The sequence below is a fragment of the Pseudonocardia ailaonensis genome, assembly GCF_039531635.1.
Classification (GTDB): Bacteria; Actinomycetota; Actinomycetes; order Mycobacteriales; family Pseudonocardiaceae; genus Pseudonocardia; species Pseudonocardia ailaonensis.
This window is the reverse complement of sequence record NZ_BAAAQK010000025.1, coordinates 295,071-314,006: the sequence shown is the minus strand read 5'-3', so window position 1 is coordinate 314,006 and position 18,936 is coordinate 295,071. Positions and strand designations below refer to the sequence as shown.

17 protein-coding genes are annotated in these 18,936 nt (G+C 71.7%); 7 read left to right on the top strand and 10 right to left on the bottom strand.

The annotated features are described in order from the left end of the window. Positions 1–114 precede the first annotated feature (114 nt). Together ABD324_RS30695 and ABD324_RS30690 are read right to left on the bottom strand one after the other, a co-directional pair. Positions 115–1,548: a hypothetical protein gene (locus ABD324_RS30695; RefSeq protein ID WP_344425062.1), complete on the bottom strand. Its 1,434-nt coding sequence runs from the start codon at positions 1,546–1,548 to the stop codon at positions 115–117. Continuing rightward, positions 1,545–2,150, bottom strand: a complete 606-nt coding sequence (locus tag ABD324_RS30690) for a hypothetical protein (protein ID WP_344425058.1) — start codon at positions 2,148–2,150, stop codon at positions 1,545–1,547. Before ABD324_RS30690 ends, ABD324_RS30695 begins: the two co-directional genes overlap by 4 nt. Before the next feature lie 699 nt (positions 2,151–2,849). On the opposite strand from ABD324_RS30690, the gene ABD324_RS30685 reads away from it, so the two are divergent. Next, the gene (locus tag ABD324_RS30685) at positions 2,850–3,335 is read left to right on the top strand and encodes a hypothetical protein (protein ID WP_344425055.1); all 486 of its coding nucleotides are present in this window, start codon (positions 2,850–2,852) and stop codon (positions 3,333–3,335) included. A 6-nt stretch (positions 3,336–3,341) separates the two neighbouring features. Here the strand turns inward: ABD324_RS30685 and ABD324_RS30680 are convergent, their stop codons facing one another. Further along, positions 3,342–3,662, bottom strand: coding sequence for a YbjQ family protein (locus ABD324_RS30680; RefSeq protein ID WP_344425052.1), 321 nt, complete (start codon positions 3,660–3,662; stop codon positions 3,342–3,344). A 110-nt stretch (positions 3,663–3,772) separates the two neighbouring features. Between ABD324_RS30680 and ABD324_RS30675 the strand changes: the two genes are divergently transcribed. Next, positions 3,773–3,982: a hypothetical protein gene (locus ABD324_RS30675; protein WP_344425049.1), complete on the top strand. Its 210-nt coding sequence runs from the start codon at positions 3,773–3,775 to the stop codon at positions 3,980–3,982. Between the two features lie 51 nt (positions 3,983–4,033). Here ABD324_RS30675 and ABD324_RS30670 read toward each other — a convergent pair whose 3' ends face one another. From ABD324_RS30670 to ABD324_RS30655, 4 genes are all read right to left on the bottom strand, one after another. Beyond that, positions 4,034–4,468, bottom strand: coding sequence for a YdeI/OmpD-associated family protein (locus ABD324_RS30670; protein WP_344425046.1), 435 nt, complete (start codon positions 4,466–4,468; stop codon positions 4,034–4,036). Continuing rightward, complete coding sequence (locus ABD324_RS30665; protein WP_344425043.1) at positions 4,465–5,883, bottom strand: amidase; 1,419 nt, start codon at positions 5,881–5,883, stop codon at positions 4,465–4,467. Before ABD324_RS30665 ends, ABD324_RS30670 begins: the two co-directional genes overlap by 4 nt. Positions 5,884–5,971: 88 nt before the next feature. Next, positions 5,972–7,285: an MFS transporter gene (locus ABD324_RS30660; protein WP_344425040.1), complete on the bottom strand. Its 1,314-nt coding sequence runs from the start codon at positions 7,283–7,285 to the stop codon at positions 5,972–5,974. Between the two features lie 48 nt (positions 7,286–7,333). Next, positions 7,334–8,593 carry a M18 family aminopeptidase gene (locus tag ABD324_RS30655; protein WP_344425037.1) on the bottom strand — a complete coding sequence of 420 codons (1,260 nt, stop codon included), beginning with the start codon at positions 8,591–8,593 and terminating at the stop codon, positions 7,334–7,336. Positions 8,594–8,613: 20 nt separating this feature from the next. Here ABD324_RS30655 and ABD324_RS30650 point away from each other — a divergent pair, with 20 nt between their 5' ends. Beyond that, complete coding sequence (locus tag ABD324_RS30650) at positions 8,614–10,026, top strand: GMC family oxidoreductase (protein ID WP_344425034.1); 1,413 nt, start codon at positions 8,614–8,616, stop codon at positions 10,024–10,026. Positions 10,027–10,051: 25 nt separating this feature from the next. Here the strand turns inward: ABD324_RS30650 and ABD324_RS30645 are convergent, their stop codons facing one another. Beyond that, positions 10,052–12,277, bottom strand: a complete 2,226-nt coding sequence (locus tag ABD324_RS30645) for a serine/threonine-protein kinase (protein WP_344425032.1) — start codon at positions 12,275–12,277, stop codon at positions 10,052–10,054. A gap of 73 nt (positions 12,278–12,350) precedes the next feature. Between ABD324_RS30645 and ABD324_RS30640 the strand changes: the two genes are divergently transcribed. After that, complete coding sequence (locus ABD324_RS30640; RefSeq protein ID WP_344425030.1) at positions 12,351–14,357, top strand: M3 family metallopeptidase; 2,007 nt, start codon at positions 12,351–12,353, stop codon at positions 14,355–14,357. Between the two features lie 94 nt (positions 14,358–14,451). On the opposite strand, the gene ABD324_RS30635 is transcribed toward ABD324_RS30640, so the two are convergent. Next, a complete protein-coding gene (locus tag ABD324_RS30635; protein ID WP_344425027.1) occupies positions 14,452–15,615 on the bottom strand; it encodes a benzoate/H(+) symporter BenE family transporter in 1,164 nt (387 codons plus the stop codon). 51 nt (positions 15,616–15,666) lie between these two features. Between ABD324_RS30635 and ABD324_RS30630 the strand changes: the two genes are divergently transcribed. Both ABD324_RS30630 and ABD324_RS30625 read left to right on the top strand, forming a co-directional pair. Beyond that, complete coding sequence (locus ABD324_RS30630; RefSeq protein ID WP_344425024.1) at positions 15,667–16,209, top strand: helix-turn-helix domain-containing protein; 543 nt, start codon at positions 15,667–15,669, stop codon at positions 16,207–16,209. A gap of 109 nt (positions 16,210–16,318) precedes the next feature. Then, complete coding sequence (locus ABD324_RS30625; protein WP_344425021.1) at positions 16,319–16,585, top strand: hypothetical protein; 267 nt, start codon at positions 16,319–16,321, stop codon at positions 16,583–16,585. On the opposite strand, the gene ABD324_RS30620 is transcribed toward ABD324_RS30625, so the two are convergent. Continuing rightward, positions 16,582–17,859: a glycoside hydrolase family 16 protein gene (locus tag ABD324_RS30620; protein ID WP_344425018.1), complete on the bottom strand. Its 1,278-nt coding sequence runs from the start codon at positions 17,857–17,859 to the stop codon at positions 16,582–16,584. The two genes, ABD324_RS30625 and ABD324_RS30620, sit on opposite strands and share 4 nt — an antisense overlap. Before the next feature lie 433 nt (positions 17,860–18,292). On the opposite strand from ABD324_RS30620, the gene ABD324_RS30615 reads away from it, so the two are divergent. Beyond that, a complete protein-coding gene (locus tag ABD324_RS30615; RefSeq protein WP_344425015.1) occupies positions 18,293–18,919 on the top strand; it encodes a winged helix-turn-helix domain-containing protein in 627 nt (208 codons plus the stop codon). Positions 18,920–18,936 lie beyond the last annotated feature (17 nt).

Sequence of the window (18,936 nt, the reverse complement as noted above, 5' to 3'; positions counted from 1 at the left end):
TGCTCTTTGCGACGCATCGTGACCGAGCTGATCCCGTTCAGTGACAGCGATGCCTTCCGAGATCCGCAGCGTCCAAGGCGCTTCGACCATTTGAGGGCTCGGTTCGGAGACGAGTTAGAAGAGAGGAATCGGCTGCACGAGTTCAAGGTGGTCAGCGATCAGGCGTGCTAGCGCTTGGCTGTCGGTGTCGGAAAGGTCGATCAGCAGAGGCGCAGCACTGCGAAGCAGGTCTAGGAGGGAGTATTTTGCACCTGCTCTGCCGGCGGCTACTGAAGTCTCGAAGTCACAGGTAAGGGCACGAGAATTCGCAAGTGTCACAGCTGCGCGTCTTACGACGGCTGCGGGACCAAGTGACTCTATAAGACGGAGCAACTCGTCGTCCAACGAGATGTCGCGATTGCGGCCCTTCGGAGACGCCCCGTAAGAGACTAGTCTTCCGTTGCTCTCTAGCTCTAGATTCTCAAGAGAGATTTGATGGCGGCGTGCTCGTTCGAGAAGTTCGACAAGTGGAACAGCGTTCGGTTCATCGCCATCGACAGCATCCGTGAGCGCGCGCTTTGCTTCTACGAAGGTAAGCGCTCCAGATGATCCGCTCCACACCAGACAGTCTGCTTGGGAAGACCAACTACCGAATCTGTCGACTCGATCGCCTGTCTTCTCAACTGGATCTGAGGCTTGTGCAGCCCTTGCCTGTATGCGATCGAAGTTCGCGAGGATTAGGCGTTCGAAGTTGACGGTCTCCTTTCCTTCGAGGCTCCCGAGCTTACCGATGGACAAGCCATAGCCGACTCTCCTCCAAAAATGAAGGTCTGCGCGATCTTGTATCTGGAGGAGAAATGAAAGTGCCTCAGGGCTGAGTTCTCGATCGAGGTGCGAGTCACTTGGGAAGTCCTCGTATGCGCCACCCGCTCCGATCCAAACGGCGCGAAGGAACTGTGTCAGGCGTGCTGCATGGCTGGATTTGAAGAAGTACCTGAATAGGGCAACAGTCTCCCTTGTTTCTTCAAGACTGAGCGCTGCCGCGGAGAGGAATCCTCTTGAAATGCCCGACGCAACGCTATCGGCAGTTGCCTCATCTAGGACGCCTCGCCCGCCTTGAAGTATCGAAGGGGAGGCGACGTCTAATACTTTGCTTCCAGCACGTCGCTCTGTTATCTCGTGCAGCCCAGGAGCGTCGGTTAGAAGAGTGTCGCCTCTGCGAGCATCAATCTCAGTCTCTTTCCGGACCCGCATACGCCCGTGGGTCGGCTCCAGACTGAAGACGACGGGAGACTTCTCAACGAGGAGGGCGATGTCTTCAGAAAAGTATGGGTCATTAGACGACTGCCGGACGTAGACTTCTCTCTTAATCGACGATGTCTTCCAGTGCAGCACGAAGTCTGGGGCAAAGCTGTGATTGAAGAAGTCCGTGCTTTCGATTTCGACTCGCGAGTCCATCTCGCGTAGCTGGTTTATGATAACTTGCTTCACTGCGCCGATTACTGAATCGGGAGTCTTTCCTGAATAGGCAACGTCGAGAGCGTCAGAGTAGGAGGCTGGAAGAGTCACAGGGTCTCCTCCTCTACGGCTCTGCTCATGATGAGGGCTCTGTTGCTCTTTGTGATCGAGAGCTCTTCGTGCCTGTCAGGTATCAGGGTTAGCCATAGCTTCTTAGAGAGTGCTTCGACGAGGTCCATGTTGATCTTGCTTCTCGCAGCAGCCTCGTCCTGTGCTCCGAGTGCGCGGGCGCGTTCCTGGAGGAGCGACTTGATGATCCAGTCGGGGCGGCACAGTCTGCTCCAGTCGTCTACGCTGAACGGATGTGATGTCAGCCACATATAGTGCTGATACAGCATCGGTTGTGCCAAGTCTACGCAGTAGCAACCAGCCAGGAATGTCCGAAACTCAGTCGCCTGGTGGTTCTGGTTGTTCGTGTAGGCCTTCGACTCTGCCGCGAAGTGCTGGCGATCGAGGTCTCCCTCGTGGAAGACGCCGCCGAGGTCGAACGAGTACGTACCGGGGTCATGGGGCCACTTGAAGGTCAGGCGGCCAGCCTGGTACGGATCGGTGTTAAGCCAGACCGTCTTGACCCGGGTTGTTGACTCCAGGTAGCGACGCGCTCTTCGGGCACCGTCGTCCCCAGCACGGTGAAGAGCCTCGCCAGGGCGCACAAACCGAACGTATCGGCAGCTCAGCGGCTTAGCTCGACCGGGTGACCCCTAACCTGCCGGCGGTCTCGACCAGGCGGCGAGTGACCACCGGAGCGCGACTGATCGTAGGTAAGAAAGAGACGACGTGACCCTGTCGCGCGCCAAGCGGTAGCCCTCGCCGGGCGGGCAGATCAACAGGATGGCGGCCCGCGCCGTCCCAACGACCTCCCCGAGGGCTACCACCCGTCCACTCGTGGGCGGAGCTGTCGTAGGTAGGCCGGCGGTGGGATCAAGGGCCGCCCACGAGCGGACGGGCGGTCGGGCTTCGCCAGGTCGACGGGACGGCGCTCGGAGGGCAGTGTGAGGGCGTGGCAGGTCCACGCCGGGGGACAGCAACCTGACAGCAACCCGTGCCGCGACCCGGTCCGCTCAGCCCGTCCGAGCCCGTACTCCGATGAACGGCTGAGCAGCCAGAACGCCGTCTGACCAGCGCGCCAGCACACCGTGAAAGCGAGAGTCCCGAAAGGGTCCGGGGGTTCGAATCCCTCCGCTTCCGCCAGCTGCTTCGCAGGTCCTCCGATCGGTGGACGTCCGTGTCGGCCCCGGCGGGCCCGATCGCCCGACGGTGGCGCGGCTCACAATCGGCGAGATTTCTCCCATGCCGGACGCACCGCCCACCCGGGCGGCTGAGCGGGACCGGCTGCACCTCAGGGAGAAGTCATGTCGAAGCACAGCTGGCTCCGTCGCACCGCCCTCGTCGCGGCCGGGGTCACCGCCGCCACCGTGCTCGGGGCGACCGCGGCGCAGGCGAGCACGGCCTCCACCTCCGGCGACGACTCGACGATCGTCGTCCACGGCCCGTGGCGCACGCTGGCGCCCTTGCAGAGCGAGATCGTGCCGGCGCACACCTGCCCGGCGGATCACCCGTGGCTGACCAAGGAGAAGTACGCGCCCGACTTCGTGACCCTCCCGCCCGGCGTCGAGGTCGCCCAGTCCGAGGCCCTGCCCGATCGGCTGTGGCCGATCGGGATCTCGATCACCGGCTGGGAGCTGTCGCCGGACCCGAACAGCAAGAGCCTCAACTTCATCACCGGGACGAAGAGCGGACCCCTGGACTCCAGCGCGACCAACTGGGCTTTCCGCAACGCCAGCTACCAGCTCCGGCTCCACTGCACCGACGACCCGGCGGAGGCGGGCAGGCGCTGACCGGCCTCAGACCGGGACGATGGTGCAGGCCGTGCCGTAGGCGCAGACCTCGGTCCAGGTGTCGCCCATCTCCGTGGTGTCGAAGCGCATCGCGATGATCGCGTTGGCGCCGTGCCCCTGGGCGTTGGCGATGAGCCGGTCGATCGCCTCCTGGCGGCTGGCCTCGAGGTTCTTCGTCATGCCCTTGAGCTCGCCGCCGGCGAGCGACTTGAAGGCGGCGCCGATCTGGGAGCCGACGTTGCGCGAGCGGACGGTCAGGCCGAAGACCTCCCCGTGCACCTGCTGGACGCGGTGTCCCGGAACGTCGTTCATGGTCGTGATCAGCATCGTTTCCCCTCACCGGACAGTCGAGTCGTCAGAACTGCGTACGCAGTTCTCCCACCTGGTGGGGACTCGGATCGGGGCCCATGCTGGTTATCACTCGAAAGGGGGAGCCGATGACGACCACCGAGATGCCGCACGCCGAGCGTGGCGAGATCCGCGTCGCAGCGCTGCGGGCGCGCCGGCTCTATCCCGGTGAGGTCGGCGAGCTGCTCTACCGCGAGCTGCTCGCCTACGCGGACTTCGGCCACCGCTTCGCCCGGGACGCGCTGATCCCGGAGCTGGCGGCGCGGATTCTCGAAGACCGACGCGTCAGGGGGAGCTGACGCGTGCCCTCGCCCCCGGCGCCCGTTCCCTCACGGGCGCCGGGGACGAATTCACGCCTGCAGCATCTCGACGCACTTCGCGATCCGCCGCTCGCGCGTGGCGGCCGCCTTGGCGCTGTCCACCGCCCGGACGTGCTCCTTGCGGTGGCTGAAGGCGAGCGCGTCGAACTTCTCCCGGAGCCCGGCGTCGGCGAGCGCGGAAGCCAGGTCCTCGGGTACCTCGACGGTCCGGGGTGCCGTGTCGACCTCGATCTCCACGTCGATCTCGTCCCCGGCGGCCACACCCGCGGCCGTCCGGTTCTCGGCGCTGAGCGGGATCATGGGCCGCCCGCCCATGGACCCGACCGTCGTCCGGTAGGTGTACGCGCCGATGGTCACGCTGACCGCAGGCCGCTTGCCGGAGCCGAGCCCCTCGAGGACCGCGGCGGGCACCTCGAAGCCGGTCGCGGTCTTCCCGCCCAGCTCGACGGTGGTGGTGAACCTCATCGGCCGAGTATGGCGGGGCGGACCTCCCCGACGCGCGTGGCCTGCTCGAACGCGTGCCCCGCACGCAGGAGGGCGAGTTCGCCGCGGTGCGCCCCCACCATCTGCAGCCCGATCGGCAGCCCGTCCGGGGTGAACCCGGCGGGCACGGACATCGCCGGGTGCCCGAAGGCAGAGATCAGGTACGCCGAGCGCATCCAGTCGATGTACGAGCTCTGCGCGACGCCGGCGATCTCGGTCGGGTACTCCATCTCCACCGGGAAGGGCGGCAGCTGCGACACCGGCAGGAGCAGCAGGTCGTAGCGGTCGAAGAACTCGCGCATGCGCTGGAACAGGGCCGAGTGCAGGATCTCGGCCCGCGCCACGTCGGAGCCGGAGAGCCGCCGGCCCTCCTCGATGTTGCCGGCCAGCGTGGCCTTGACCCGGTCGCGGTGCCGGGTGAGCACGGGGCCGAGCGACATCGCCATCGACCAGGCCCGCAGCGTCCGGAACACCTCGTCGGCGCCGCGCAGGTCCGGATCGGCCCGCTCGACCTGGGCCCCGAGCTGCTCGAACACCCTGACCTGCGGTTCGAGGGCCGCGGTGACGGCGGCGTCGACCGGGATGGAGCCGCCGAGATCGGGCGACCACGCGACCCGCAGGCCGGCCACCGACCCGTCGAGCGGCGTGGCGAACACCGAGCCCGGGACGTCGATGGAGATCGGGCTGCGCGGGTCCGGCCCGGCCTGCACCGACAGCAGCAGGGCCACGTCGCCCACCGTGCGCGCGAGCGGGCCCTGCACGGTCAGCGGCGAGTACGCGGCCTCACTGGGGTAGCTCGGGACCCGGCCGGGGGCGGGTCGCAGGCCCACGACGTTGCAGAACGACGCCGGGTTGCGCAGCGAGCCGCCCATGTCGCTGCCGTCGGCGATGGGGTGCATGCCGGTGGCCAGCGCCGCCGCGGCGCCGCCCGAGCTGCCGCCGGCGCTGCGCGAGAGGTCGTACGGGTTGCGCGTCGGCCCGAAGAGCGGGTTGAACGTGTGCGAGCCTGCGCCGAACTCCGGCACGTTCGTCTTGCCGATCGTGATCGCCCCGGCCGCGCGCATCCGGGCGACGACCAGCTCGTCCTCGGCCGGGACGTCGTCGGCGAAGACGGGTGAGCCCCTGGTCGTGCGGATCCCGCCGGTCTGGTGGGTGTCCTTGTGCGCGACGGGCAGGCCGTGCAGCGGCCCGACAAACTCGCCGGCGGCGAGCCGCGCGTCGGCCGCCGCGGCCTCGTCGAGCGCGCGCTCGGACACCAGGGTGACGACCGCGTTGACCGAGGGATTGACGGCGTCGATCCGCTCGAGGTGCGCCGTGACCAGCTCGCGGGCCGAGATGTCCTTCCGGCGCAGCGCGGCCGCCATCTCCAGGGCGGTCCACAGTGTCGGATCGGTCACCGGCAAACCGTAACGCCGTCGCGACCCGCCCGCCGACCTCGTGAGTGGCAATAGTCGCTATAGCGACTATTGCCACTCACAGGACAGCTCAGCCGTGCGCCACCGCCGCCTCGACGGACTTCTCGGTCTCCCGGGCCGGGCGCGGCATGAGGATCAACGCGATGAGGGAGACGACCGCGCACCCCACGATGTACCAGGCGATACCCGTGCTGGAGCCGGTGTTCTTGAGGATCCAGGCGGCGATCAGCGGCGCCGGCCCGCCCGCGATCACGGACGCCAGCTGGTACCCGAGCCCGGCGCCGGAGTAGCGGATGTTCGTCCCGAAGCTCTCCGCGATCAGCGCCGCCTGCGGCCCGTACTGCATGTCGTGGAAGATCAGCGACACCACGATCGCCAGCAGCACCAGCCCGGCCACGCGCGTGTCGAGCAGCCCGAAGTACGGGAAGGCGAACAGGCCGGTGCACACGATCCCGATGCCGTACATCAGCCGGCGCCCGATCCGGTCGGACAGCCAGCCGAACAGCGGCACACTCACCAGCCCGACGGCCGCGGCGACCAGGGTGTCGTTGAGCAGCCCGGAGCGGTTCAGCTGCAGCTGCTCGGTGCCGTAGGTGAGCACGAAGGTGATGAAGATGTAGAAGGGCGCCTGCTCCGAGAGTCGCACGAAGGCCGAGGTGACGATCTCGCGCCACTGCGTGCGCAGGGCTTCCACGATCGGCATCCGGTGCACGGTCTTCTTCTGCTTGACCGCCGCGAACTCCGGGCTCTCCAGCACCTTCAGCCGCACGTACAGCCCCACTGCGACGAGCAGGATGCTGGCCAGGAACGGCACCCGCCAGCCCCACGTCAGGAACCCCGGACCGGTGGTCGACGACATGAGCTGCACCAGCGCCGTCGACAGCAGCAGGCCGAGCGGGACCCCGAGCTGCGGCCAGCTGGCCATGAAGCCGCGCCGCTTCGTCGTGCCCCACTCCATGGCGAGCAGCACCGAGCCGCCCCATTCGCCGCCGACCGCGACGCCCTGCAGGATCCGCAGGACGGTCAGCAGGATCGGCGCGGCGATGCCGATCGCGGCGTACGAGGGCAGCAGCCCGATGAGGGCCGTGCCGATCCCCATCAGCAGCAACGTGACGATCAGGGTGGACTTGCGGCCGATCCGGTCCCCGTAGTGGCCGAAGATCGCGGCGCCGATGGGGCGCGCGGCGAACCCGCCGAACTGCGTGCCGAACGCCAGCAGGATCCCGACGTACGGGTCCGCGCCCGGGAAGAACAGCTTGGGGAAGACGAGCGCCGCCGCCGTCCCGTAGAGGAAGAAGTCGTACCACTCGATCGTGGTGCCCACCGTCGAGGCGAACACCGCCCGACGCCGTTGTGACCGGAGAACGCCCTCTGTGTCCGCCATGTGGCGACGGTCACCCTCGTCCGGGTGACCGGCAACCGGGAGTGGCGTTTATGTCGCGTCTGCGAGGAATGCCGCGCCCGCGGCAGCGAGATGGCCCGGGTCGTCGACCCCGCACAGCTCGCGGGCCGAGTGCATCGACAGCACCGGGATGCCGACGTCCACGGTCCGGATGCCGAGCCGGGTCGCCGTGATCGGGCCGACCGTCGTCCCGCACGGGACCGTGTTCTTGCCGACGAACACCTGCGTCGGGACGCCCGCGCCGCGGCACGCCCGCTGCCAGGCCGCCGCACCGGGGGCGTCCGTGGCGTAGCGCTGGTTGGCGTTGACCTTGAGCGACGGGCCGCCGTTCGGGATGCTGCGGTGCCCCGGGTCGTAGCGCTCCAGGTAGTTGGGGTGCGCCGCGTGCGTGACGTCCACGGAGAGGCAGCGCGACGCCGCGAACGCGCGGGACCGCCCGTCGAAGCCGCCGGCCAGCCGCGTCAGCAGGGTCTCCAGCAGGGGGCCCGCCGCGCCCGTCGCCGAGCCGCTACCGATCTCCTCGTGGTCGAACCCGACGAAGACGGGGATGGTGCCGGTGTTCGCGCGGGCCGCGGCCAGCAGCGCGGCGAGCCCGGCGTGCACCGAGGCGAGGTTGTCCAGTCGCGGGCAGGCGAGCAGCTCCTCGTCGCGCCCGATCAGGGCCGGCGGGGTGAGGTCGTGGACCACGAGATCGTGGGCGGCGACCTGCCGCGGGTCGATGCCCACCTCGGCGGCCAGGAACTCGATCAGGTCGCCCTCGTGCACGTCCCCGATGCCCCAGACGGGCAGCAGGTGCTGCTGGGCGTCGAGCGTCAGACCCTGGTTGACCTGCCGGTCCAGGTGGATCGCCAGCTGCGGGACGCGCAGCAGCGGCCGGTCCACGTTCACCGGCACGACCTGGCCGTCGAACAGGGCGAGCCGGCCCGCGAGCCCGAGGTCGCGGTCCAGCCAGGAGTTCCACAGCGCGCCGCCGTAGACCTCCACGGCGACCTGCCGCCAGCCCGCGGCGCCGGTGTCCGGGCGGGGCTTGACCTTGAGCGTGGGGGAGTCGGTGTGGGCGGCGAAGATCCGCAGCGGCGCCCCGGGGCGGACGCCGTCGCCGACCGACCAGGCCAGCAGCGTGCCGTCGCGCACCAGGTACCGCCCGCCGGGGGTGTCGTCCCACTCGGCCGTCTCGACCTGCTCGGTGAAGCCCGACTCCTGCAACCGGCGGACCGCCTCGGCCACCGCGTGGTACGGGGTCGGCGAGGCCGACACGAACTCGGCGAGATCGTTCGCAGGATGGCTCACGTGGGGCATCCTCGCACTCGATGTACGACGTGGTGGTGGTGGGCGCGGGCTCCGCGGGCTGTGCGCTGGCGGGCCGGCTGGCCGCGCGCGGTGATCGTTCGGTGTGCCTGGTGGAGGCGGGTCCGGAGTCCTCCCCGCCGGACGTGACGAGGGTGGCGTCGCTCGCCGCGACCGCCCCCGGACATGCGCTGAACTGGGCGTATGCCGCGACCCTGATCCGGGACCGCACCGTCGCCGTGCCGCGCGGACGGGTCGTGGGCGGCTCGAGCGCGATCAACGGCGCGTACTTCGTGCGGGCCGTGCCGCAGGACTTCGCGGACTGGGCGGTCCCCGGCTGGTCCCTCCCGGAGGTCGCGCGGTTCTACACGGCCGAGGACCTCGACCTCGGGTACGGCAGCGGCCCGCTCCGGGTGACCCGCCCCGCCGGGGCGCTGCTGGCACCGGTGACGACCCCGTTCCTCGAGGCCTGCGCGGCGCTGGGCTATCCGGCCGAGCCGGACAAGAACGCGGGCGGGCCGCCGGGGGCGGGGCTCATCCCGTCCAACGCGGTCGACGGCGTGCGGGTCAACGCGGCGACGGCGTACCTGCCGCCGCCGTGGGGAACCGCCCCCGCCCACCCCCTGACGGTGCTCGGCGGGACCCGGGCCCTCCGGGTGCTGGTCGAGGGCGGCCGGGCCGCGGGCGTGGAGACGACCGAGGGCCCGATCCGCGGGGGTGAGATCTGGCTCTGCGCCGGGGCCGTCGGCACCCCGACCCTGCTGATGCACAGCGGCATCGGCCCGGCTCCGGTCCTGTCCGCCGCCGGTGTGCCGGTCCGGCAGGACCTCCCGGTCGGCGCCGGCTTCTCGGACCATCCCAGCGTCTACCTGCCCTTCCGCTGGCCCGGCGGCCCGATCCACCCGGACGCGGTCGCGGGGCAGGCCTCCCTGAACCTCGACTCCGGGTCCGATCCGGCCGGTGACCTGGAGATCCTGCTGTACGCCCGCCCCTTCGTCCCCGACGGCGACCTGCACCTGATGTGCGCGCTACAGCACCCGGAGAGCCGCGGCGACCTCACGATCACCTCCGCGGACCCGCTCGCCCCGCCCCACCTCGACCACCGCTACCTGCGCACGGAGGCCGACCGCCGCCGCCTGCGCGCCGCGATCCGCGTCGCCGCGGACCTCCTGCGCTGCGCCGGCCTGTGGCGCAGCACCCCCGACGGCTTCATGCTGGGCAACGACCGCCGCCTCGACGGCTGGATCGCGGAGGTCCTGACGACCTCGGTTCACCTGTGCGGAAGCGCCGCGATGGGTCGGGTGGTGGACGAGTCCCTGCACGTCCTGGGCGTCGACGGCCTGCGGGTGGCGGACACCTCCGTCCTTCCCACGGTTCCCCGGCGAGGGCCCGCCGCGACGGCGGTCATGCTGGGCGAACGCGCCGCCGCCCTGTGAGGACGTCCGGGCCCCGGCGTGGAACTCAGCCGAGGACGACCAGGCTGTCCGTGGCCTCGTCGAGCACGAGGACCCGGTTGCCCGAGACCGCGACGACAGTGGGGGCGCCCCCGATCCGGATCGCCGGGGCGAGGGTCTTCAGGGTGGCCGCGTCGAGGACGTCGAGCATCCCGCTGTCCTTGTCCGCCACGTAGAGTCGGCTCCCGTCCGCGGACACCGCGATCCCCGCCAGCCCCGGGTCGACGGGCATCGCGGGGGCGGCGAGCCGGCGGGTGGCGACGTCGACCGCCGCGACCGTCCCCGCCGCGCCTGCGCTCACGTAGAGCCGCCGGCCGTCGGGGGAGAACGCGAGGTAGGTCGATCCCTCGCCGGTCGCGACCGTGCCCAGCACCTGGCTCGACCGGGTGGACATCAGCGAGACGAGGCCGGTGCCGTCGGCGAAGGCGAGCACGTTCCCGTCGGGGGAGAGGGCGAGGTTCGCGTTGCCGCTGCCCAGCGGCACCGGCCCGCCGACCACGCGGCCGGTCGCGGTGTCCACGCCGGCCACCGAGCTGACCCCACCCTTGAGGACGACGACGTGCGCGAGCCCCGTCCGCTTCTCGAGCACGAGGTTGGTGGGCACCCGGTCCAGCGCCGCCCCCGTGCGCAGCGGGCCCTCCCGCTCCACCTCGTCGAGCGAGCAGGCCCCGCCGCCGGGCGCGCAGCGCGGCACCCAGAGCCCGCCGGCGGCGTCCTGCGCGATCCCGCCACCGGCCTCGGACACGTCGAGCGGCAACCCGACGGCGCCGCTGGCCAGTTCCACCGGCACGACCTGGTCCGTGAACCGCTTCGGGACGATCACGACGTGCGCATCCCGGTCGTCGACGACCAGGGAGCGGGGATCCCCGCCCAGCGACACGATCCGCTGCACCGCGGGGACGGCCGCAGGCGGCGGCGTCGGCGGCGCGGCGGTGGTCGACGAGGTGATGACCGGGACCTCGACGACCGGATCGGCCTGGCGCTCCCAGGGCCGGACGACCACGGCCGCGACCGCCGCGGCCACGAGCAGCACCCCGATCCCGGCCGCCCACGGCCAGCGGGGTCGCCGCGGGGGAGCGGGGGGCTGCGGCGGGGGCGTGGAACCCCAGACCGGGCCGATCATGGTGGGCGGGGCCTCGGCGAAGCCCCTTCCGCCGGCCCGGGTGCCGCCGGGGCCGTACCCACCGCCGTACCCGTTGCCCGATCCGGCAGGCGCGTACCCGCCGGGCGCAGACGGCCCCGAGCCCGGGCCCGGACCGCCGCCCGAGCTCGACCCGCCGCCCGAGGCCGCGGCGGGAGCGGAGGCCGCACCTCCGGGCCCCGACCGGGAGGACGGCGCCGCCCCTCCGGGCCCCGGCAGCGTGGGCCCGAATGCGGTCGGACCACCCGCCAACGGCGGCCCCACCGGCACGAACGGCGCCCGCAACGCCGCCGCGGCCATCCGCGCCAGCGCCCCCGCCGACTCCGGCCGCGCCGCCGGTTCCTTGGCCATCCCCGCCGCCACGACCGCGTCGAACGCCCGCAGCCGCGCGTCCCGGTCGCCGGGCCGCGGCACGGGGGAGTTGACGTGCGCGAGGACGACCGCGGCGGCCGTCGCCGCCGGGAAGGGTTTGCTGCCCGTGAGGCACTCGTACAGCACGCAGGCCAACGCGTAGACGTCCGACCGCGCGTCCTCACCGCTGCCGGTGATCCGCTCCGGCGCGAGATAGCCCGCCGTGCCCACCACGCCGTCCGTGCTGGTCAGGACCGTGTCCGAGGCGAGCGCCTTCACGATCCCGAAGTCCACGAGGTACACGAAGTCGTCCGCCGTGATCAGCGCGTTCGACGGTTTGACGTCCCGGTGCACCAGCCCCGCGGCGTGCGCGGCGTCCAGGGCTGAGGCCAGCTGGGTGATCACGGCGACCGCCGCGGCGGGCTCGAGCCGGCCGAGGGTGCGCAGCCGGGACCCGAGGTCCTCGCCGTCGACCAGGCGCATGTCGAGGAAGAGCCGGCCGTCGATCTCGCCGTAGTCGTGGATCGGGATGACGTGCGGCGCCGCGAGCCGGGCGGCCAGCTCGCACTCGCGGCGAAAGCGGGCCTCGAACTCCCGGTTGCCGGAGTGTTCGGCGCCGAGCCGCTTGAGCGCGACGGTCCGCCTGCGGCGGGTGTCCCACGCGCGCCAGACCTCGCCCATGCCGCCACGGCCGACCAGCTCGTCCAGCCGGTACGGTCCGAACTCCTCCGCGTGCCCCACCCGTCCCCCTCGGTGGTGGCGACGGTAGCCGATCACGGACCGCGACCGTCCGATTCCCCGCTACCGTGGCCGGATGGCGAACCCCTTCCTCCGCCCCAGCACGCTGCCCTACGGCCTGCCGGACTTCGCCTCGTTCACCGACGAGGACTACCTCCCGGCCTTCGAGCAGGGCATGGCGGAGCAGCGCGCCGAGGTCGAGGCGATCATCGCCGCCGGCCCGCCGACGTTCGCCAACGCGATCGAGGCGCTCGAGCGCTCGGGCGGCACGCTGGGCCGGGTCTCGCGGGTGTTCTTCACCCGCACCGGTGCGCACACCTCGCCCCGGATCGAGGAGGTCCGGGCCGTCGTCGCGCCCATGCTCGCGGCCCACTCCGACGCGATCGCGCTCGACCCTCGGCTCTTCGCCCGCATCCAGGCGGTGCACGAGGCCCGCGAGGACCTCGATCCCGAGTCGACGCGGCTGGTCGAGCGCCACCACACGGACGCCGTCCGGGCCGGCGCCGAGCTCGGGGATGCGGACAAGGAGCGGCTCACGGCACTCAACGCCGAGCTCTCCTCCCTGTCGACGACGTTCAGCGCGCGCCTGCTGACCGGCGCGAACGCCGCCGCGGTCCACGTCCACGATCCCGCGAAGCTCGACGGCCTGTCCCCGGGCGCGATCTCGGCGGCGGCCGCGGCCGCGGAGGCCCGCGGGCACACCAGCGGCTTCCTGCTGACGATGGTGCTGCCCACCAACCAGCCGGTCCTCGACTCGCTCACCGATCGGGGGCTGCGGCGCGAGGTCTTCGAGGCGTCGGTCGGGCGCGGCTCCGGCGGCGACGAGCACGACACCCGCGAGATCGTCCTGAGGATCACGGCGCTGCGGGCCGAACGGGCCCGCCTGCTCGGCTACCCGACGCACGCCGCCTACGTCATCGAGGACTCGACGGCCGGCACGGTCGACGCCGTCGCCGCCATGCTCGCGGACCTCACCCCGCCCGCGATGCGCAACGCCGACGCCGAGGCGGTCGAGCTCGCCGGCGCCGGCGTCCTCGAGCCGTGGGACTGGGCGTTCGCCGCCGAACGGGTCCGCCGCGAGCGCTTCGAGATCGACGCCGCTCTGCTCCGCCCCTACCTGGAGCTGGAGTCCGTGCTGGAGCACGGGGTGTTCCACGCGGCCGAGCAGCTCTACGGGATCCAGCTGCACCCGCGGCACGACCTCGCCGGCTACCACCCGGACGTCCGGTTCTGGGAGGTGTTCGACGTCGACGGCACGCCGATCGGGCTGTTCGGCGGCGACTACTACGCGCGCGAGACGAAGCGCGGCGGCGCGTGGATGAACGCGCTGGTCGGGCAGTCCTTCCTGCTCGACGAGAAGCCCGTCGTGATGAACACCCTCAACATCACCAAGCCCGCCGCCGGCGAGCCGACGCTGCTGACGATCGACGAGGTCCGCACCCTGTTCCACGAGTTCGGGCACGCGCTGCACGGGCTCTTCTCGGCCGTGCGGTACCCGACCTTCTCCGGGACGTCCGTGCCGCGGGACTTCGTCGAGTTCCCGTCGCAGGTCAACGAGATGTGGCTGGAGCGCCCGGAGATCCTGGCCCGCTACGCGAAGCACCACGAGACCGGCGAGCCGCTGCCGGCGGAGCTCCTCGCGAAGCTGCTGGCCAGCCGCACCTACGGCGAGGGCTTCCGGACCACCGAGTACCTCGCCGCCTCGCTGCTGGACCAGGCCTGGCACACCCTCACCGTCGACGACACCGTGGACGACGTGCTGGCCTTCGAGGCGCAGGCGCTGCGCAAGGCCGGGATCGCGCACCCGCTGATCCCGCCGCGCTACCGCAGCACCTACTTCAACCACGTCTTCGCGGGCGGCTACTCGGCGGGCTACTACTCCTACCTGTGGTCCGAGGTCCTCGACGCGGACACCGTCGAATGGTTCGAGGAGAACGGCGGCCTGAAGCGCGAGAACGGCGACCGCTTCCGCCGCGAGCTGCTCTCGAAGGGCGGCGCGATCGACGCCATGGAGGCCTACCGCAACTTCCGCGGCCGCAATCCCGAGATCCGCCCCCTCCTCGAACGCCGCACCCTCCTCTAACCCCCCGCGAGTCGGCACATTCGGGAGGCCGAAACACACGCTCACGACGTCGTGACCGTCACATTCGGCCTCCCGGAACTGCCGACTCGCGGGGTCAGGCCTGGGCGCGGCGGCGGAAGGCGAAGTGCAGGGCCAGGCCCGCGACGAGGCCCCAGAACGCGGAGCCGAGGCCGAGGAAGGCGATCCCCGCCGCCGTCACCACGAAGGTGACGATCGCCGGCTCCCGTCCCTCGGCCGACGAGACGGCCGACGACAGGGCCCCGGCCAGCGCCCCGAGCAGCGCGAGCCCGGCGACGGCCTCGACGAGCACCGGCGGCGCGAGCACGAGCAGCGCGGCGGCCAGCCCGGCGCCGAGCCCCAGGACGGCGAGCCCGATCCCGGCCGTGACGGACGCGATCCACCGCCGCTTCGGATCCGGATCCGCGTCCGGGCCCGCGGCCAGCGCGGCACTGATCGCGGCGAGGTTGATCGCGTGCCCGCCGAAGGAGGCGACGGCGAGCGTGGCGAGCCCCGTCGAGAGCAGGATCGGACGCAGCCGGGGTCGGTAGCCGTACTGCGCGAGCACCGCCATCCCCGGCACGTTCTGCGAGGCCATGGTCACCAGGAACAGCGGCAGCCCGATGCCGATCAGCGCCGCGGGCGTGAAGGCGGGGGAGGTGAACTCCAGCGTCGGCGCGAGGTGCTCCGCGCCGGTCGGGCTGCCGGCGACGAGGATCGCGATCACGGCCGTGACCAGCGCGGCGGGCACGGCCCAGGGCCGGGCGAAGCGGGTCACCAGCACCCAGACGACGATCACCGGTGCGGCCATGAGCGGCACGTCGTGCAGGGCGCGGACGGGCGCGAGGCAGATGTCGAGCAGGACGCCGGCGAGCATCGCCGCCGCGATCGGCCCCGGGATGGAGGCGATCAGCCGGCCCAGCGCCGGCACCAGCCCGGTGACCACGATCAGCAGCCCGCACAGCAGGAACGCCCCCTCGGCCGCGGCGAACCCACCCTCGGGCACGCCCGCGGTGGCCAGCAGCGCCGCGCCGGGCGTGGACCAGGCGATGCTGATCGGGAGCCGGGTGCGCAGGCCCAGGACCAGCGCGACCACGCCGGACCCGACCGCGACCACCAGCAGCCCGGACGCCGCCTGCGCGTCGGTCGCGCCGGCCCCCTTGAGCCCGGCGAGCACGACGGTGAAGGATCCCCCGAAGCCGACGACGGCCGTGACCACCCCGGCGAGGACCGGCCGTGCGACTCCTGCCGTTCCTCGCACGGCACCCCCTCTCGTCGTTCCGTAAACGGAACGATGTGGGACAGTAGCCGCGTGACCCCGGACCCGGCAACCGCGCTCCCCGGCGGCTCCGATCACGTCGGCCCACGGATCCGGGCGCTGCGGGAGGAGCGGGGGATGTCGCTGTCCGCGCTGGCCCGCGCCGCCGGCGTCGGCAAGGCGACGCTCTCGGGGCTCGAGGCCGGCACCCGCAACCCGACCCTCGACACACTGCACTCGGTGGCCGCGGCGCTCGGGGTGGCGCTGACCGCGCTGGTCGAGGGGCGGCCGGCCCGGATCGTCGGCCGGGCGGTGCGGATCGACCTGCTCCGGGCCTTCGACGACGGTCCCGCCACCTACGAGCTCTACCGGATGCAGATCCCCGCCGGGGCGAGCCAGGTCTCCCCGGCGCACCACCCGGGCGTCACCGAGCACGCCACGGTGTTCGCGGGGTGCCTGCGTGCGGGCCCGGTCGAGGCACCCGGCCGGGCCGAGGCGGGCGGTTTCCTCGAGTGGGCCGCGGACGTCCCGCACGGGTACGCGGCGGAGGGCACCGCCGACGTGCACGCCTCGCTCCTCATCCGCTACCCGCGGTGACCTGCGGAGACGGCGCAGACCGCTAGACCTTTCGGCCTACGGATTTCGCTAACGCACCGGGATTCCCGTTCGACAGTCCGGGTGACCGCACCGTCCGCCGGGAGCCGCCATGACGATCAGCTCAGTGCACCTGTCCGACGTGCCCACCGACCGCATCCCGGTCCAGCGGGCCCGCCATCACCGCGGGCCCACCACCTGGGACGAGCTGGCCGCCCGCCGGCGCCGCCGCCGCCGCCACGTGGTTCTCGGGCGCTGGCTCGCGGTGTTCGTGCTGCTGGCCGGCCTCGCGGGCGCCGCCGTGATCTGGCAGATCGCCGACGGCGAGCCCCTCACGCTGCTGCGCGAAGGGCTCGCCGTGGTCGAGCGCTGGTTCTAGGAGTAGACCCGCAGCCAATCGACCATCAGCTGGCTCTGTCGGGGCGACCCGCCGTCCGGGAAGTAGTCCAGCTGGATCGTCGGGTGCATCTTGCCGGGCGGCAGCGTGCCCTTGTCCGTGCTCTGGAACCACTGCACGCCGTCGATGTAGCCGGTGATGCCGCTGGGCGTCCACTCCACCGCGTAGTTGTGCCACTGGGTGATGTCCAGGGCCTTCTGCGCGGACTTCTGCTGGTTCGACGCGCTGTAGTGCAGGAAGAACGACACGTCCTTCGAGGCGCTGCTGGTCTCCGCGAAGTCGATCTCGCCGCCCTGCGGCCACGCGATGTCCGTCGGCCAGAGGATCAGCACCGGGTGGTACTGGTCGTCGCCCGCCGGGAACTTGGCCCGCATCTCCCACTTGCCGTACTGGCGGCTGTCGTTCGAGGCCAGGCCGCCGGTGTTGCCGTTGGAGTCGCCGGTGATCGTGAGGACACCGCCCCCGACCGAGATGGCGTTCGGGGTGCGCCGCCCGTTGCCGCCGTGCCCGGCGCCGTCGTAGGCGCCCCACTGGCCGGAGAGCGACGAACCGTTGAACTCGTCCCCGCCGACGAGCGTCCAGCCCTTGGCCCCGGCGGCGGTGGCGCCGTCGCTCGCCGAGCCGGTGGCGCGCGGTGCGGCGGCCTGGGTGCCGGGGGCGGCCGCCCGGTTGGTGGTGGTGGGCGCCGGCTTGCGCGTGGTCGTGGTCGCCTCGGTGCGGGCGGCCTTGGCCGCGTCGGCGAGGGCCGGCGGGGCCGGCACCTCCGCCACCCCGGTCGACGACGTCGTCGTGGGCGGCGTGGCCTGGGCGGCGGCGTTCGACGCCAGCGAGGCCGCGAGATCCGGGCCGTCCTGCGACGCGGGCCGCAGCAGCACCGCGATCAGCGCCGCGACGAGCACGACGGCCGCTCCGATGGTCAGCGGCGCGAGCCGCCTGATCATCGACCGCGGCGCGCGTCGGCGGCCGGTCCGCGGGCGGGGCACCACCGTCGTGGCCTCGCGCTCGATCACGGACGCCTCGGGGTCGTCCGGGTCGGCGGTCACCACGGCCAGCCCGGCGGGGGCGGTCGCCGGTTCGGGGTCCGGCGCCTCCGCCCGGTCCGGGTCGATACGCGAGTCCGGGTCGATACGGGAGAACGACGCGGTGTGCGTGAGCAGGGGGGCGTCGAGGTACTCGGCCGGATCGGGGGTGCGGGCCGCGGGGACGGCCGGTGCCGCCGCATGGCGGCCGCCACCCGATCGAGCGGGGGAGTGCACAGAGGGGGAGCTGTGCTCTGCGGAGAGTCGTGCAACCAGTTCGCGGGGATCGAGCCGGTCTGCCGCAGCGGAGGGTTTCCGTCGCATGATGGGCAACACTATGGAGGACCCCGAGGGATCTCCTGTGATCCTGAGAGCCGGGGTTGCGTGCCCGCGCCGACAGGTCGTCCGAGCGCGCTGGAGCGTGGCAACGGTCGAGAGATCCCCGCGCGCACTGGTCCGAACAGAGCAGTGAGGTTCTCAGGCGGTGCCGTTCGTCGGTGCGAAACAGGCACTTCGACCGCTGACGGATTGTAGTGAGGACGAATCCCGGTCAAGCTGTAACGCGATGCTCCCCGCTGCTCCCCCGGGGGGTGCGTCCGTGTTCGTGCCGTCTCAGGCGACGGCTCGATCGTCCGTGCCCCCGTATGCCCCCGTCCTCGTGGCGCTGCCCATGACAGCCGCCTCGACCTCCGTGCTGCGCTCGTTGCGCGCCGACGGCATGCCCGCGGACCTGGTCAGCGACGGCATCGCCGTCCTCGACTCGGTCCGGGCCTCGCCGCCGGCCCTGCTGGTGCTCGACGTCGACCTGCCCGGCCCCGAGCACGCCGCCGTGCTGGCCGCCGTCCATGCGGAGTCACCCTCGGTGCCGGTCGTCGTGCTGACGCCGCGTGAACGCCGCTCGTCTGTGATCGCGCAGCTCCGCAGCGACCGGGACGACTACGTCCTGCGTCCCTTCGCGGTCGACGAGCTGTCCGCCCGCATCCGCCTGCGGCTGCGCCTCGTCGGCAACCTCGGCCACACCATGATCCGCCGCGGCGAGCTGCTCGTGGACACCGAGCTCGGCGAGGTGAGCGTCGACGGCACCCCCGTGTCCCTGTCGCCCACCGAGTTCGCCATGCTCAACGCCCTGCTGGCCGAGCCGGGTGCCACCGTGTCGCACGACGAGCTGGCCACCCAGGTCTGGTCCGAGCCGGCCTCGGCGAACCTCGTGCAGGTCTACATCTCCTACCTGCGCCGCAAGATCGGGGCGGACCGCATCCGCACCGTCCGCGGGGCGGGGTACGTCCTGGAGGGCTGACCCGGACACGGGAACGG

Coding starts and splice junctions, on each gene's coding strand:
- ABD324_RS30685 (WP_344425055.1), top strand. CDS start 2,850: ATGTCGAAGCACAGCTGGCTCCGTCGCACCGCCCTCGTCGCGGCCGGG.
- ABD324_RS30680 (WP_344425052.1), bottom strand. CDS start 3,662: ATGCTGATCACGACCATGAACGACGTTCCGGGACACCGCGTCCAGCAG.
- ABD324_RS30675 (WP_344425049.1), top strand. CDS start 3,773: ATGACGACCACCGAGATGCCGCACGCCGAGCGTGGCGAGATCCGCGTC.
- ABD324_RS30670 (WP_344425046.1), bottom strand. CDS start 4,468: ATGAGGTTCACCACCACCGTCGAGCTGGGCGGGAAGACCGCGACCGGC.
- ABD324_RS30660 (WP_344425040.1), bottom strand. CDS start 7,285: ATGGCGGACACAGAGGGCGTTCTCCGGTCACAACGGCGTCGGGCGGTG.
- ABD324_RS30650 (WP_344425034.1), top strand. CDS start 8,614: ATGTACGACGTGGTGGTGGTGGGCGCGGGCTCCGCGGGCTGTGCGCTG.
- ABD324_RS30640 (WP_344425030.1), top strand. CDS start 12,351: ATGGCGAACCCCTTCCTCCGCCCCAGCACGCTGCCCTACGGCCTGCCG.
- ABD324_RS30625 (WP_344425021.1), top strand. CDS start 16,319: ATGACGATCAGCTCAGTGCACCTGTCCGACGTGCCCACCGACCGCATC.
- ABD324_RS30615 (WP_344425015.1), top strand. CDS start 18,293: ATGACAGCCGCCTCGACCTCCGTGCTGCGCTCGTTGCGCGCCGACGGC.